Below are 15,833 nucleotides of genomic sequence, written 5' to 3'. Positions count from 1 at the left end.
AATATAGATTTCTTTAAAAATAATTTAAAAAAATTAAGTCAGCAGAAAGAGGAAATAAATTTTGCATAACCGAGATTTTGCAATGAATCGATGCGAAAATATTTGTTTACTGTTACTATTTTTTTACACAATTATTTGCGAAAATAATGATAAGTGTTTTATCTCATTTATATTTCTGCATAACTGTGATTTATTGTATTATTTTTAATTAATAACGTTGTTTTTTATATTTTAAATAAAAAAATGTTGCTAAGTTGTTGAAAATAATTAAATTTGTCAATTATCAATATAATTAAGCCTATGGAAAGTTGCTCAAATTTTTTACAGTTTTGCCTCTCTTTAGACGATGATATTACTTAAAAATCTCTCTTATGTAGATAAAATCACTACGATAAATTTTTAAAAAAATGTATAACTCATAATATTAGAATATGAATAAAGTTTTACTAATTATAACCTTCTTCTTAGCCTTAGTAGCTAAAATTTCGGCGCAATGCGCGCCTGTTCCGGTACCTTTTTTACAGTCTTTCAGTACCGGTGCCTTACCCAACTGCTGGGTCAGTCAAAATCCCACTACTACATCAACCAATGCCAACGTTAAATGGAAATTTACAGGTTCGGCTGGTTATGGTGCTACAGGAAATGGAGGAAGACCAGCAGGAACATTTGCTTGGGTAGATGCAAGTTCCCCTTATGCAAATGAGCATAGTGTAGAATTAATAACTCCTCAAATTAATCTTACAGGATTAACAAACCCTTATGTAAAGTTTGAATGGTTTAAAAATCATTTGACATCACTTACAGGTACGGTTCCTAATTATGAACATAATCAGCTGAAGCTTGAAATAAATAGTGGAGCAGGATGGGTGCAGATTTGGGCAAGTAACACAAACGATCCTGAATGGAGAACGGTTGGTGTTCCTCTGAGTGCAGTATATGTTGGGGCTACAATTCAGCTTAAATTTACGGTTGATAAAGATGTAGCGGGAAACGGATATTTCTATGATGATGTTTTACTGGATGAGGTTCAGGTAATACAGGCTCCGACCTGTTTCGTGCCGACAACTCTGCCGGTAACGAATATTACTCCTAATTCAGGTACGATCAACTGGACTCCTCCTATGTCTCCAGCTCCGGCTCCTGCAAATGGATATGAGTATTATTACACTACTACAAATACTCCTCCTGTTGCAGCAACTTTAGGCACAGCAACTCCGGGAACAACTGCTAATTTAACACCATTGATTCCGGGAACTACTTATTATTGGTGGGTAAGATCTGTTTGTTCGGCTTCAGACAAGTCGGCATGGGTAGAAGGAACTCCTTTTACGCCCGGTCAGATTGGAGGAGGAACAGCTACACATGCATTTTTGCCTGTCTATTCTTGTTCAGGATTTAATTATTCTCAGCAAATTTATACTGCTTCAGAAGTTGCAGGCGCTGTAGGAACTAATAATTATATAACTTCGATCAAATTCTATGTTTCTACTACTGCAGCTACACAGGCAAATTACAATCAATGGGTGGTCTACATGGGAAATACGACACAAACTGATTTTGCAACAACTACAAGTTGGGTGTCTCCTTCATCTTTAACACAAGTGTACTCAGGAACACTTCCTGCAATGACAGCAGGTACTTGGGTAAATATTCCATTGAGCACTCCATTTCTTTGGAACGGAACCAGCAATATTGTTTTAGCGGTAGATGAGAATTCTACAGGAACTTCATGTACAGCCAACTGGGGAAGTTATTCTGCAGGAACAAACAAAGGAATGTTATATTATAATACAACAACCAATCCTGATCCTGCAAATCCTCCAACTGCTACAAGCAGATATTCTGTTATTCCGATTATTCAGATGGTTGGGACAGTTTTGGCGCCGTGTACAACGACTGCTCCAACAAATATAACGGTAAGTAATATTACGACAACGTCAGCTACGGTTTCATGGACACCTGCTGCAGCTGCAACTTATGTTGTAAGATACAGGTTGCTTCCCTCCGGAGGTTGGCAAACCATCAATGTCAATACGCCTTTTACAAATAGTGTTACTCTTCCTGGTCTTACTGAGCAAAATCAATATGAAGTACAGATTGCAACAATTTGTGGTACGCAGGGAGCATTTTCACCTAGTGTTAATTTTACGACACCGGCTTTGACATACTGTAATACCGGTACAGGATCTGTGACCAATGGTTATATTAGCAATATCTCAATGATTGGTTCTAACGTACCTCCAACGAGTAATAATTCAGGACCGTCAACCTATACGGATTATTCTTTAGATCCCACTAAAACAATTACATTATTGAGAAATTCAACCAATAATGTTTTGTCTGTAGGAAGAGCAATTTCTTCAGGTACTTATTCTACATATGCATGGATAGATTTTAATGGAGATGGAATTTTTAATAATAACCCTTCAACAACATCGGGCGGAGAAAGAATTATGAATTTAGGATATTCTAATACAACTCCCGTTACAGCTAATTTTGATGTTCCTGCCAATGCTTATGTTGGAACTAGTAAAATTAAAATGAGGGTTATTGTATATTTCTTAACTCCTGGGGATGCTTGCTCAGCGCTTACAAGCAATGGTGAAGTTGAGGATTATCAAATTAAATTTATTGATTTACAGCCTTGCACAACAGCTCCGCCAACAAACATTGCTGTCAATAGTATGACTGCTACAACTGCCTATGTTTCTTGGATGCCAACAGCAAATGCGACGTATGTTATAAGATGGAGAGAAGGAACGACGGGAGCTTGGATGCCAAGCCCAACAGGACTTACGCTTCCTGCAGGACAAAGTTTTCATTCAATTACCAATCTGATTGAGCAGACCGCTTATCAGGTACAGGTTGCCACGATCTGTGGTGGTGTTCAGGGAGCTTTTAGTGGTTCTGTGAACTTTACTACACCTCCGGTTGTGTATTGTAATATGACAGGAACGGGAACTAATGATTTTATTTCTAATGTAAAGGTAACGCCTGTGAATTTTCCTTTAATGGATAATACATCTTTACAGACAAATTATATCAGTTATAATACGCCTCCAACGTTGATCAATTTAGAGGTCGGTTCTCAGGGTAATCAGATTTCTGTTTCAAAATCTTGGGTGGGAACAACTTATGCTGATGCTGTTTATGTTTGGATTGACTGGAATAGAGACGGTATTTTTGCAGATTCTGAAAGAATTATGACATCTGCATCAAGCACAACAACTCCTGTGACGGCTATATTTGATGTTCCGGCAACAGGAATTTATACAGGACCATTTACAACCACTATGAGAGTTGTGTTGAAACGTGGAAGTGCTCCTGTAATGTGTGTAAATCCTGCAAATGGTGAGGTTGAAGATTATGCTGTGAAATTGAGACCTTGTAGTAATGTTACTCCAACAAATGTAACAATTAATCCAGTCACTCATAATTCGGCCACAATCAACTGGACTCCCGCAACGAATAATAATGCATTTATTTTAGAGTATAAAGAAATAACATCACCAACTTGGATTGTTATTAATGCTTCTATTCTGGCAGGTAATCCTCCTGTTACAATTAATGGTTTAACACCAGCTACTACTTACGAAGTGAGAGTGGCCGCAGTATGTGGTAATGGTGGTGCCGGTTCTTATACAGCTATACAAACATTCACAACAAGATGCGATCCGACACCTCCGAATGTAACTATCACAAATGTCACTTCAAATTCCGCCATTATTACGTGGAACCCAATTGTTCCTAATGCAACATATATTTTAAGGTATAGAGTAGTTGGATCTGGTGCTGCGGGATGGGTAACTCCTGTGATTCCGCAACCACCGGCAAACTCTTATACAATTACAGGATTAAGTTCGTTTGTGTCTTATGAAGTACAGGTTGCTAATCAGTGTGTTGGTGAAGTTACTCCAAACCCGTGGGCAAATCCACAGGTATTTACCACGATAAGAGTTTGTGAAATACCTCCTCCCGGATTGACGATTACCACACTAACCCCAACAAGTGCAGAGGTAGTTTGGGATCCTTTCCCTGGAGCAACTTATATGTTGAGATATAGAAAAGTAGGCATTCCTAGCTGGATAAATGTACCTGTGAGTACTAATACCTATACGATCACCGGATTATTGGAATTAACTAAATATGAAATGCAGGTTGCGAATATTTGTAATGGAACACCAGGTAATTTTACCCCTCTTTATTACTTTACAACCCCTACTGTTGTCTATTGCCAGGTTTCCTCAAATAATTCTGCAACAGAGTTTATTTCTAAAGTAACGGTTAAACCTAATGGGAAACCGGAAATGATTAATCAATCACTTGCATCAAATTACTCGGACTTTACTGGAGATCCATTAAAGTTTATTGAAATGGTTCAGGGATCAACTGGTAATCAGATCACAATTGATAAAACATTAACTAACGGAGAAAATGCCGGAGTGGCAGTTTGGATTGATTTTAATAGAAATGGATATTTTGATATAGATGAGAGAATTCTCGTTGACGGTCCAAATACGAATCCTACTGCAAGTACAACGTTTAGTGTGCCTTCTGATGCATTTGTGAGTATGACAGATTATAAATATGTTGTCATGAGAGTTGCAATGCAAAAAGACGGAATTCCGGTAAATTGTGTAAGTTTCGATAATGGTGAGGTTGAAGATTATACCGTGAAAATTTCTAAAGTTCCTGTTCCAAATTCTGTTAACCAAAATGATATATTGATTTATCCAAACCCGGTAAGTACAGTATTGAATGTGAAAAACATTAGTGCAAAGGCAAATTACAAGATTTATACAGCTTCAGGACGTCTTGTATCAACTGGTTTGATTATGAATAATAAAATTGATGTAAGTAGCCTGATTAACGGATTATATGTTATCGACATAGAAGATGTGAAAGGTAATGTGCAAAAGAAATTTATTAAGGAATAAATACAAGCAATATTAATCATCGAATAAGCTCTCATTTTTGAGAGCTTATTTTTATGAAATGAATTTTGATTAATAGTTAATGTTTGTGTTCAAAATAATTTATTAAATTCTTGTAATGCTATTTATTCTGTTAATGTAGTAATATAGCCAGTTTGCTTAAATGAAAATAATAAGGTATTTAATAATTATTTTTTACGTTTTGGGGAAAACCGAGAATATAATAATGTTTAAATTAATTTTTTATACTTTGTAACTCGTGGAAGTAAGTGTGAAATTGTGTATTATTTGTGTTTATAGCAGTCTAAAGATATTTAATCAATCAAAAAAAGCAAAACTATATTAGTTTTGCTTTTTTTGATATAGAGTTAAATTATTTACTATTCTTCCAATGTGTTGTTTCTACTGGAGGTGGATTATCTATTATTTCAACTTTTGAAGAGTCGGATCTAACAAATAAATCTTGGTCTATTATTAAAGAGTCAGATGATTTCTTTGCTGAATCTTTATTTTCAGTTTTTTCAAGAATTTTTTCTTCTAAAATGCTATTGCCATTTTTAGTGTTAAATTCATCATCGCTCCTACAAGACACAATGCTAATGCACCCTATTAGTACTACTATAAAAAAATACTTTTGTATCATGTTAGTTAAGATTTAATATTATTTTAATTACTGAATTTATTTGTTACAAAGATATAAATATGATTATCATTATGCAAGTTTATAGGAAGTGATTTTATAAATCATGTCGTAAAAATTTATAAATAATTACTTAATGTATTTGTATAACTTATTATAAATTAGATTTTTCCATCTAAATTGTAAACGTAATAATTATTTGATGTTGACCATTGTAATAATAAATGAATTTGCTTAATTTTGAATATGATTTTTAAAAAAAAATATCAACATGTAAAGAAACTGATTACGTTGTGTTGTTGCTTCTTTATTTCAATTTTATTTTCACAAGATATTTATTCTAAGTATCAGAAAAAATATTTAGGATATGAGGAGAACGACCAACGTGCGTTTATTTATCTTAATCAATACATCAATCATGCTAAATCTGAAAAGAATTATTCTGAGTTGTTTCAGGCTTATAAAGATGCAATTTTATTTTCTAAAGATAAAAAAATACAATATTCAGACAGTGCGATTTATGCTGCAAAGAAATCAGGTAATAGTGATCTTATTGGTAATGCATATTTGAGTAAAGGTGTTATTTATTATTTCAATCACAGAAAATTTCAGCTTGCTTTAAATGAATATTTAACCGCTTATGAATATTTGAAAGATTCTAAAAATGAGTTTCTCAAATACCAAAATTTTTATCATATTGGTGTGGTTAAGAGCTATTTAGGTCACTATGATGAAGCTCTGGAAATATTTAAAGAATGTATTGCTTTTTTTGAAGACAAAACAAAAGGAAATATTCATGAAAATCTAATTTATAATAATACAAAAGGCTATCTAAACTCAATACATCAAGCTATTATATGTTATCAGGCATTAGGAAAAAATGATGATGTAAAAAGGTTGCTAAATCTTGCCACCGCTTTTACGCCAAAGACAAAGGAATTCACTCTGGAAAAAAGTTATTTTAAAAAAAGTAAAGGAGTCTCTGATTTTTCAAATAAAAAATACTCCGAAGCTATAAAGGATTTTGATGAGTCATTGCCCGGTCTTCTTAAGGCTAATGATTTTACTTGGGCATCATATGTATACTTTTATAAGGGAAAAAGTTATACAAATTTGGGTAAAAAGGAATTGGGTGTAGAAAATTATAAAAAAGTCGATTCTATATTTAATAAGCATCAGTTTATTCTTCCTGAATTAAGGAGTAATTATGAAGAACTTATTACTTACTACAAAAAAAAGAACAGTCCTGAAAACGAATTGTATTATACCAATCAGCTTTTAAAAGTCGATAGCGTTATTTCTTCTGACTTTAAATACCTTTCAACCCGTATTTATAAAGATTATGATACAAAACAATTGCTTGAGGTTAAAGAAAATCTCGAAAAAACCAATTCATTTGGTATTGCTTTGCTCATTATCTCCGGAATAATCATTATTCTGTTAGGCTTTATGATGTTTTACAGAATCAGAAAACAAAAGCAGATTCAGGAGAAATACAATCAATTATTGGTGAAAATAGAAGAAGAAAAATTCTCTGAGGCTGAGCCTGAACCTTTGAAATTTGATCTGAATAAAAATATCAAGCTTGATCAGAATATTGTAGAAAAACTGCTAAAAGATATTAGTAATTTTGAAGCAAACGAAAAATTCCTTGAAAAAGGTTTGACTTTGAAAAAGCTTGCCGAACACTTCAAAACCAATACCTCTTATCTGTCTCAGGTTATTAATGAATATAAAGGAAGTAATTTCAGTGTATACATCAACGTGTTAAGAATCAATTACGCAACACAAAAGATCTATCACGACAGAGAATGGAGAAAGTATTCCATAGAGCATATTGCTTCTGCCTCAGGTTTCAGCAACAGACAGAGTTTCTCAAATATTTTTCTCGAAATAAACGGAATCCGCCCGGTAGATTTTATCAAAAAAAGAATCAAAGAGGTTGAAGGTGGTGAGTAAATATGTGTTTCTAACTTTTATTTCTATGACTATATAAAAAGTAGATGCCAGAATTGAAAAATTCTGGCATACTACTAATAGAAACTAAGTGATGAAACAATATATTTTGATGTGATAATGATGAATGTTTAAGTTCAATTATAATTGAGTTGTGTATTGTTGTTTTATCTCTCAATTATTATACTGCTAAAGTATAGACTTCTGTCTTCACTCGCAAAGCATCATTGGAGGCATTTATAAATATTTACGTAATAATTTATAAATTTTAACCGAAATGTTTAATTGTAAATTATTATTTATCAATTGTTTGTAAAATTAATTTATCTTTTATACATAATCACATATTTTAATTTGTATTAAAAGTTGAACCTTTAATTTACAGTAGAAATTGATTTAAATATCTTTAAAATTTATTCCCAAACATTTCTTGATCTTAGTATTCCTATATTTTTCCTTAACTTTAGTAAAAATAAATTTATGCAGATAGATACAAGAACACTGAATATTGATGACTATGATGAGTTGGTTTCGGCAATGCGCCGAGCTTATCCCAAAATGTCTGAATATGTTTGGTCTAAAAAGAGCATTGCTAAACTCACCAAAATTTTCCCACCGGGACAAATCTGCATCACAGTAGATGGTAAAGTTGCAGCGGTGGCTCTTTCGATTGTTGTAAATTATGAAGAATTTGATGATGAACATACTTACAGTGATATTACCGGAAATTATACTTTCAATACTCATTCATCCACAGGAAATGTATTGTATGGTATTGAAATTTTTGTAGATCCTGTTTACCGCGAACTGAGATTGGGACGAAGATTGTATGATGCCAGAAAAGAGCTTTGCGAGCAATTAAATTTAAAATCAATTATTTTAGGTGGCAGAATTCCTGATTACCATAAGTACAGTCACGAGATTTCACCAAGAGAATACATCAGAAGAGTCAGAGATAAAGAGATTTATGATCCTGTGCTTTCTTTCCAGCTTTCAAATAATTTTTTGCCGATCAGAGTTTTAAAAAAATATCTTCCCGAAGATGAAGCTTCCCGTGAAAATGCAGTTTTACTTCAATGGAACAATATTTACTACAGTAAAAAACCAAACACGATGCAGGACAGCACCATTCGATTGGGGCTTGTGCAGTGGCAGATGAGACATTTTAAAGATATCAACGCATTTTATGAGCAGGTAGAGTTTTTCGTTAATGTAATGGGAGATTACAAATCAGACTTTGTTTTGTTTCCTGAATTATTTAATACACCTTTACTGGCGCCTTTTAACAGTCTTTCCGAGCGTGACAGTATGATCGAATTAGCGAAGATTACAGATCAGATTAAATCTAAAATTTCTGAACTGGCAATCAGTTACAATGTCAATATCATTTCGGGAAGTATGCCTGTTTTTGAAAATAATGATCTGTACAACGTAAGTTATCTGCTTCATCGTGACGGCCGTATTGATGAGTACAGAAAAATTCATATCACTCCGAATGAAAGAAAATATTATGGAATGAAAGGCGGCAGTGAGATCAAGGTTTTTGATACAGATTGTGGTAAAATTGGTCTGGTCATCTGTTACGACGTTGAGTTTCCTGAGTTACCGAGAATTTTAGCTGATCAGGGAATGAAAATTCTATTTGTGCCTTATCTTACAGACACTCAAAATGCTTATATGAGAGTTCGACATTGTGCAGCAGCAAGAGCGATTGAAAACGAATGTTATGTTGCAATTGCTGGTTGTGTCGGAAATTTACCGGGTGTAAATAATATGGACATCCAATTTGGGCAGGCTGCCGTTTTTACTCCTTCAGATTTTGCGTTTCCGTCAAATGCTGTAAAAGGCGAGGCAACACCGAATACCGAAATGACACTTATCGTTGATGTGGATTTAAATTTATTAAAAGATCTTCACTATCACGGTTCGGTTCAGATTCTTAATGACAGAAGGAAAGATCTTTATGAAACATATCTTAAAGAAAAACCCGATATTTTAGACAATAAAATGTAAGTAATAGCCCCATTTGTAGATACGAATGGGGATTTGTTTTTATTCAAAAATAATTCTTCCGTCAAAAGATTCTGTTGCGGCAATGAAAATACTTTCGTTAAATCTTTTTATCGGAACCTGAATCACAGAGTAAGTTCCGTCCTCATTTTTTTCTTCAACGATCAGATTGCTTCCTTCGCCGATTTCAGACTTTGCATATTCCAATTGATATTCATCGTCCTTTTTTACAAAATCTTCTTTTTTAAATTCTTTGTGTGCCATTGTAGTAGTTTTTAGTAGTGAACTAATGTATAAAATAAATCTTTGAAGTAATTATTATTTCTCAAAAAAATCCCAAACAGAAAAGTTGGGATTTTAGTATTAATATGATGTGTAAGTTGGTGTATTTTTAATTATTTACTGTAAAAATAATTTCAAAATCTGTGCCTAAAATTATATTATGTTAAATAATGGTAAAATATATAGTCAAGGCATACAAATTGTAAAATAAAATATACCAGCCAAAATTTTTATTATGAACAACGAAAAAACAATTGCAGTACTCAATGATTTACTGAAAATTACGAACGACAGAATTGAAGGTTTTTCTAAAGTGGAAGATAAAGTGTGGAACGCGCATTCATATTTGAAAGCCGACTATGACAGAATGGTTGCCTATTCTCAGGATATGAAATCTGAACTGATAGGAATGATCAGGGAGCGGGGTGGAGAAGCAGAAGACGTAACGACTACGGCAGGAGCAATTCACAGAGCCTGGATCGATGTTAAAAATTCATTTTCCGGAAATAAAGATGGATCGACTTTGGAAAATGTGGTCTTCGGTGAAGATGCGGCCATCAAAGCTTATCAGGATGCGTTAGACAGCGGTGATCTTAACGGAGAAAGTTCAAGGAAAATACAAGACCAGCTTCATCATCTGAAAGCGTCTTACAATAAATTTGAAAATCTTGAAAAATTAAATCCTTAGCAATTATTACTTACAAGCCATTTATATATTTTAAAGCAGCTTTTTAAAAAATTATCAATCTTAAGTTTTTTTCTTATAAATGGTTGTGATTCAAATCATAAAAGGTTTGACATACTTTTGTATAAATTTGATGATACACCAAATAACGACAGTATGAAATTACTAATCACTTCATCTTGATCAGGCTATATTTTCTATGCAAAATGAATTGTTATTTTGTTTAAGTCTAAGCTTCTGTCCTGCCATACAATTTATGCTACTCATTTTATATCAGTTTCACGGGTTTTAAATTTCTTTAGAAATAAACTTTGATATTGCGGAAGGCTAGCATATAAGGATAAAGGTAAATAATTTCTTCTAATTTCTTAAAATTATGAATTACAAAATTGATGTTCAGGATTTGCCGCCTGTCAATAAAAAAGGTTCTGAAAATAATGCCATGTCATTTCTGATCTGCCAATCAGAGACTGAAGCATTTGAGAGATTTAAAAAACTATCGCAAAATCTTTTAAAAATTGATAGCTGGAATGTAAATGCAGGTAAAAATCCTACTGAATTTTTTATTTATAAAGATGGTAAAGAAAATCAGGACTTGTCTTTACTTGTAAAGGAAAACGATTTGGTGAAAATCAAAATACCTGCACCGAAAAATAAACTGGGAAATGGTTTTGATTGGGTAATCGTGCATAAAATCCAATCAATAGAAAGTGTGGATATGAAAGCATTTTTATTACAAATGAAACCGCATTCATGTCCGGAAAATTCAAATGGGAATACCGCTCATTTTTATACAGAAGATGCTTCGAGTACTTTTATTCTGGCTAAAAAAAATAAAACGATACAGTTTAGTATTCATGGGAGAAATGAAATTCCCAATACAAAAAATGTTGGCTTTTTAAATTCTTGCAGAAACCTCTTTGTTGGCGGCGGCGGAATTTTTGGTGGGAGCAAACTTCAATGGCAGGATTTCACGGAAGAATTCACTAAAAATTAATTAAAATCAAACTACAATATAATATGGACAATAAAGACATTAAAAAAAATGAAAAGCTAGATCAGCTACAAGATCACACAACTGATAATCAGGATACAAAACTGACGACAAATCAGGGTTTAAAGATCAATAATAATCAGGATTCTTTAAAAACAGACGAAAGAGGTGCAACTTTACTCGAAGATTTTATCCTCAGAGAAAAGATTACCCATTTTGATCATGAAAGGATTCCTGAGAGAATCGTTCACGCAAGAGGTTCCGGTGCTCATGGTGTTTTTAAACTCAATAAAAGTTTAGCAAAATATACAAAAGCAAAATTTTTAAATGAAGTCGGAAAAGAAACTCCGGTTTTCGTTAGATTTTCTACCGTTGCAGGAAGTGCAGGAAGTACGGATCTTGCGAGAGATGTAAGAGGTTTTGCCGTAAAATTTTATACAGAGGAAGGAAATTACGACCTTGTAGGAAATAATATTCCTGTATTTTTTATTCAGGATGCAATGAAATTTCCAGATCTAGTACACGCAGTAAAACCGGAACCTGATAATGCGATTCCGCAGGCGGCTTCTGCTCATGATACTTTTTGGGATTTCATTTCCCTGATGCCGGAAAGTATGCATATGATCATGTGGGCAATGAGTGACCGTGCAATTCCGAGAAGTTATAGAATGATGGAAGGTTTTGGTGTTCATTCATTTAAATTTGTCAATAGCGAAGGCGCAGTTCACTTCGTTAAATTTCATTTCAAACCAAAATTGGGTGTTCACTCAGTTGCGTGGACTGAAGCGCAGAAAATTTCAGGAACAGATCCCGATTTTCACAGAAGAGATCTTTGGGAATCTATCGAAAATGGTGCTTTTCCTGAATGGGATTTTGGGGTGCAGATCATTCCTGAAGAAAACGAACATGATTTTGATTTTGACCTTCTGGATCCTACCAAAATAGTTCCTGAAGAACTCGTGCCAGTACAGTTAGTGGGTACTTTAACTTTAAACAGAAATCCGGATAACTTTTTTGCGGAAACAGAGCAGGTAGCTTTCCATCCGGGACATTTGGTTCCGGGAATTGATTTTTCAAACGATCCGCTTCTTCAGGGAAGACTGTTCTCTTATACAGATACTCAATTATCAAGATTAGGTTCGCCGAATTTCCATGAAATTCCGATCAACCGATCAATCAATCCGGTGCACAATAATCAGCGTGACGGTCATATGAGACAGCAGATTGTAAAAGGGAAAGTGAGTTACGAGCCAAATTCTATCGGTGGTGGTTGTCCGTTTCAGGCGATGATGAAAGAAGGCGGTTTTACTTCAAATAATGAAAGAGTTGACGGGCACAAAGTGAGGGCAAGAAGCAAAAGTTTTGTTGACCATTATTCTCAGGCAAAAATGTTCTTCAACAGTCAGTCTGAGCCGGAAAAAACTCACCTTCAGAATGCTTTGGTTTTTGAGCTTTCAAAAGTTACCATCCCTGAGATAAGAGAGAGAGTAGTGGGACAACTGAATTTTATTGATAAGAAACTGGCTTCTCATGTCGCCGAAAAAGTAGGGGTTAAAGTGAAGAAATTAGATAATCCGAATGGAAGTATTCCTGCAGACGTAGATTCTGCAAGTTTACAAAGCGAGGAAAGAGAGCCTGCAACAAAAAGTTCTGAAGCTTTAAGCATGGAAAATACGGTAAAAGATACTATCGAAAGCAGAATAATCGGTTTTGTAATGGCAAATGGAGTAAATACTCAGGCTGTGAAGTCTTTGAAAAATAAGCTTGAAAGTAAAGGGGCTGTTGTACAGATCATTGCACCTAGTGTCGCACCGGTGACTGCAGATGATAAAACTACATTTGAACCTAAACATTCAATCTCCAGTGTTGCAAGTGTAAGTTTTGATGCGCTTTATATTTGTTCTGGAGAAAAATCTGTACAACAATTAATGCAACCGGATGTAAAACCTATTGTTACAGAATTTATCAATGAAGCATACAAACATTGTAAAGCCATTTATTTTGGGAAAGATACAGACGACATTTATAATGCGACTCATATAGCTAAAAAGAAACATGAGGACCGTGCAATTATAAAAGCAGGAAGTGGAAATTCTGATGATCAATTTATTTCTGCGGTTGCCGCTCACAGAGTTTGGGATCTTGAGAAAGACCGTAATTCTATGGCATAAAATTCGATGGTTTTTTTACACTAAATCAATATATAATATGAAAGCAATTTTTTTCGAATTTGGATTTTTTCTGAATTTTGAAAAACCCAGTATAACTGAAATTGCAGATTTTGAAATTATATAACAATAAATTTTACTATTATGGAATTTCAACAAAAAATACTAGACTACATAAGCGAATGTCTGATTACCAATAATGAAACCATTTCTGTTGCAGAAAGTGTGACTTCGGGAATGTTGCAGTTGGCTTTTTCACAGATGCCAAATGCGACGATGTTTTATAAAGGCGGAATTACCGCCTATACATTGCCTGAAAAAGTGAGGTTGCTTAATGTTGATCAGAATGAAGCTGAAGTTTGCGATTGTGTTTCAGAAAATATTGCAGAAACAATGGCTTTGAATGTTGCTAAAATGTTCGAAAGTGATTGGTCAATTGCAACTACAGGATATTGTACTCCGGTAAGAAATTCGGTTTACAGCGTTTTTGCGCATTATTCAATTGCATATAAAGGCGAAATTATTTTATCTAAAAAACTTGAGCTTCATCCAAAAACGCAGGCTCTCAATGCACAGCTTTATTATGCAGAGTTTATATTAGGGTGTTTCAAAAGCGAACTGAATAATCTTTTGATTTTGAATACTTAAAGACTTACTTAGTATTATTTTTAAGTGATAAAAAAATCCTCAAGTAATTGAGGATTTTTTTATGAAGCAATTTAGAATATTTATTTCGCCTTGCTGTTCAAAGCTGTATCAGCGATTTGAGTAAGAAGTTTGTCACAGTTTTTTTCTTCTTTTAAAGTACTTAGAAGATTGCTTAAACATTTTTTTTCACCCAAAACTTTAGCATATGCAGCTAAACTTCCGTAAGTAGCAATTTCATAATGTTCAACTTTTTGTGAAGCAGCAATAATACCTACGTCACGGATTGCTCCTGGTTTTGTTTCTTCCATTATGCTTTTACCTTCGTCAAGCAATCCCTGCATAGCATCACATTTCTTAGCTTCTGGTTTTAAGCCAAGAGATTTGAAACATTCTTCCAATCTCATTACGTGAACTTCAGTTTCTTTTAAATGAGTTGCGATAGCTTCCTTCAAATCAGGATGGGTAGCATTTTTTTCCATTTTCGGAAGTGCTTTTGTTAAAGCTTTTTCAGCCCAATAGATGTCTTTCAATGCATCTTCAAAAAAATCTTTCAGATCAGATGCTGCATCGCTTTTCGCAGGTGCTTTGGCTGAAGATTTTGAAGCAGTAGTTTTTTTCGGTGTTGCACTTTTCTTTGGTGCCGCAGTTTTTTTAGCTGTTGCTGTTTTAGTTGCCATATTGTTTATTTTTTGATTTAAGTTATCTTTACAATTCAATTTTAAGACCAAAGACCTATAAAATCTATTTTAAAAGAAAGTTTTTATAAATATTTTATTGGCAGGCGTTTTGTTAATTTAAAACAAAATAAATCCTATGAACAATAAAATAAAAGTAGCATTGGCATTTCTGGCCGGAGGAACTTTATTGCTCCTTAATGAAAGAAGAAAAAGGCTGAGTAAAAAGACTAAAACATTCACAGCGCCAGACGGAAATACTTATAAGGAAAATCAAATTTACCGAAATTCAGAAGGTAAAGCTTATAGAAATGGTAAGGTTGTTCATTTCGACAATTTAGAATTTGAAAATGAAAATCATTCAGCCAATTCATTTAATCATCTGCACGATGATAAATTTTCAAAAAACTATCAGGCAAAACCTCAGAATGTTGATTATCATCAAAGAGGGAAGAGACATCGCTAGTTTTTAAAATTAATGAAAGAGATATCCGCGGTTGTGATTCAGGTTATAACCGCTTATTGATTAATTAAGTATTTTTAAATCATGGATGTAAATATTTTAGGAATTGTAGCAGGTGTGCTTACTTCTGTTGCAATGATCCCGCAGCTTATAAAAGTTATTCGTGAGAAAAACGTGGAGGATCTTTCGTGGGTAATGATTATTGTTTTGATTACCGGACTTTCATCGTGGGTATGGTATGGAATTATGCGTGACGAATTGCCTATTATCCTGTCAAATGCCTTTGCGGTTTTGGTTAATCTGACATTGTTGGTCTGTTATATCCTGTTTCGGAAAAAATCATGATTTATATTTATGGTAAATTAATATTCGTTAACAA

General features: G+C 33.8%; 12 protein-coding genes. 9 read left to right on the top strand and 3 right to left on the bottom strand.

The window, feature by feature from the left end:
- Positions 1 to 431: 431 nt before the first annotated feature.
- Positions 432 to 4,937 (top strand): fibronectin type III domain-containing protein, encoded by a 4,506-nt coding sequence (locus K0R77_RS16390; RefSeq protein WP_300354828.1) that lies wholly within the window; start codon positions 432 to 434, stop codon positions 4,935 to 4,937.
- A gap of 370 nt (positions 4,938 to 5,307) precedes the next feature.
- Here the strand turns inward: K0R77_RS16390 and K0R77_RS16385 are convergent, their stop codons facing one another.
- Entirely contained in the window at positions 5,308 to 5,577 is a 270-nt protein-coding gene (locus tag K0R77_RS16385) for a hypothetical protein (RefSeq protein WP_300354825.1), read from the bottom strand.
- Positions 5,578 to 5,820: 243 nt separating this feature from the next.
- Between K0R77_RS16385 and K0R77_RS16380 the strand changes: the two genes are divergently transcribed.
- Together K0R77_RS16380 and K0R77_RS16375 are read left to right on the top strand one after the other, a co-directional pair.
- Complete coding sequence (locus K0R77_RS16380) at positions 5,821 to 7,533, top strand: helix-turn-helix domain-containing protein (RefSeq protein ID WP_300354822.1); 1,713 nt, start codon at positions 5,821 to 5,823, stop codon at positions 7,531 to 7,533.
- 477 nt (positions 7,534 to 8,010) lie between these two features.
- Positions 8,011 to 9,543, top strand: coding sequence for a carbon-nitrogen hydrolase family protein (locus tag K0R77_RS16375; RefSeq protein ID WP_300354819.1), 1,533 nt, complete (start codon positions 8,011 to 8,013; stop codon positions 9,541 to 9,543).
- A 39-nt stretch (positions 9,544 to 9,582) separates the two neighbouring features.
- On the opposite strand, the gene K0R77_RS16370 is transcribed toward K0R77_RS16375, so the two are convergent.
- On the bottom strand, positions 9,583 to 9,804 hold the full coding sequence (locus K0R77_RS16370) for a glutathione synthase (protein ID WP_300354817.1): 222 nt from the start codon (positions 9,802 to 9,804) through the stop codon (positions 9,583 to 9,585).
- 253 nt (positions 9,805 to 10,057) lie between these two features.
- Between K0R77_RS16370 and K0R77_RS16365 the strand changes: the two genes are divergently transcribed.
- The 4 genes from K0R77_RS16365 to K0R77_RS16350 all read left to right on the top strand — a co-directional run bounded on the left by K0R77_RS16365 (position 10,058) and on the right by K0R77_RS16350 (position 14,317).
- Entirely contained in the window at positions 10,058 to 10,510 is a 453-nt protein-coding gene (locus K0R77_RS16365) for a PA2169 family four-helix-bundle protein (RefSeq protein ID WP_300354814.1), read from the top strand.
- Positions 10,511 to 10,883: 373 nt separating this feature from the next.
- The gene (locus K0R77_RS16360) at positions 10,884 to 11,504 is read left to right on the top strand and encodes a hypothetical protein (protein ID WP_300354811.1); all 621 of its coding nucleotides are present in this window, start codon (positions 10,884 to 10,886) and stop codon (positions 11,502 to 11,504) included.
- Positions 11,505 to 11,527: 23 nt separating this feature from the next.
- Positions 11,528 to 13,672 (top strand): catalase, encoded by a 2,145-nt coding sequence (locus K0R77_RS16355; protein WP_300354809.1) that lies wholly within the window; start codon positions 11,528 to 11,530, stop codon positions 13,670 to 13,672.
- Between the two features lie 141 nt (positions 13,673 to 13,813).
- Positions 13,814 to 14,317 carry a CinA family protein gene (locus K0R77_RS16350; protein ID WP_300354806.1) on the top strand — a complete coding sequence of 168 codons (504 nt, stop codon included), beginning with the start codon at positions 13,814 to 13,816 and terminating at the stop codon, positions 14,315 to 14,317.
- 80 nt (positions 14,318 to 14,397) lie between these two features.
- On the opposite strand, the gene K0R77_RS16345 is transcribed toward K0R77_RS16350, so the two are convergent.
- A complete protein-coding gene (locus K0R77_RS16345) occupies positions 14,398 to 14,994 on the bottom strand; it encodes a ferritin-like domain-containing protein (protein ID WP_300354804.1) in 597 nt (198 codons plus the stop codon).
- A 136-nt stretch (positions 14,995 to 15,130) separates the two neighbouring features.
- Here K0R77_RS16345 and K0R77_RS16340 point away from each other — a divergent pair, with 136 nt between their 5' ends.
- Positions 15,131 to 15,457, top strand: coding sequence for a hypothetical protein (locus K0R77_RS16340; RefSeq protein WP_300354801.1), 327 nt, complete (start codon positions 15,131 to 15,133; stop codon positions 15,455 to 15,457).
- An 81-nt stretch (positions 15,458 to 15,538) separates the two neighbouring features.
- The gene (locus tag K0R77_RS16335; protein ID WP_300354799.1) at positions 15,539 to 15,799 is read left to right on the top strand and encodes a SemiSWEET transporter; all 261 of its coding nucleotides are present in this window, start codon (positions 15,539 to 15,541) and stop codon (positions 15,797 to 15,799) included.
- The last annotated feature ends 34 nt before the right edge of the window (positions 15,800 to 15,833 follow it).

It is taken from the genome of Chryseobacterium sp., assembly GCF_029240215.1.
Lineage (GTDB): Bacteria > Bacteroidota > Bacteroidia > Flavobacteriales > Weeksellaceae > Chryseobacterium.
Note: the sequence above shows the minus strand (reverse complement) of the source record. Positions and strands in the feature narration are given on the sequence as shown.

Bases quoted from the DNA above. Each gene is read 5' to 3' on its own strand.
- K0R77_RS16390 (WP_300354828.1), top strand. From the start codon at position 432: ATGAATAAAGTTTTACTAATTATAACCTTCTTCTTAGCCTTAGTAGCT.
- K0R77_RS16385 (WP_300354825.1), bottom strand. From the start codon at position 5,577: ATGATACAAAAGTATTTTTTTATAGTAGTACTAATAGGGTGCATTAGC.
- K0R77_RS16380 (WP_300354822.1), top strand. From the start codon at position 5,821: ATGATTTTTAAAAAAAAATATCAACATGTAAAGAAACTGATTACGTTG.
- K0R77_RS16375 (WP_300354819.1), top strand. From the start codon at position 8,011: ATGCAGATAGATACAAGAACACTGAATATTGATGACTATGATGAGTTG.
- K0R77_RS16370 (WP_300354817.1), bottom strand. From the start codon at position 9,804: ATGGCACACAAAGAATTTAAAAAAGAAGATTTTGTAAAAAAGGACGAT.
- K0R77_RS16365 (WP_300354814.1), top strand. From the start codon at position 10,058: ATGAACAACGAAAAAACAATTGCAGTACTCAATGATTTACTGAAAATT.
- K0R77_RS16360 (WP_300354811.1), top strand. From the start codon at position 10,884: ATGAATTACAAAATTGATGTTCAGGATTTGCCGCCTGTCAATAAAAAA.
- K0R77_RS16355 (WP_300354809.1), top strand. From the start codon at position 11,528: ATGGACAATAAAGACATTAAAAAAAATGAAAAGCTAGATCAGCTACAA.
- K0R77_RS16350 (WP_300354806.1), top strand. From the start codon at position 13,814: ATGGAATTTCAACAAAAAATACTAGACTACATAAGCGAATGTCTGATT.
- K0R77_RS16345 (WP_300354804.1), bottom strand. From the start codon at position 14,994: ATGGCAACTAAAACAGCAACAGCTAAAAAAACTGCGGCACCAAAGAAA.
- K0R77_RS16340 (WP_300354801.1), top strand. From the start codon at position 15,131: ATGAACAATAAAATAAAAGTAGCATTGGCATTTCTGGCCGGAGGAACT.
- K0R77_RS16335 (WP_300354799.1), top strand. From the start codon at position 15,539: ATGGATGTAAATATTTTAGGAATTGTAGCAGGTGTGCTTACTTCTGTT.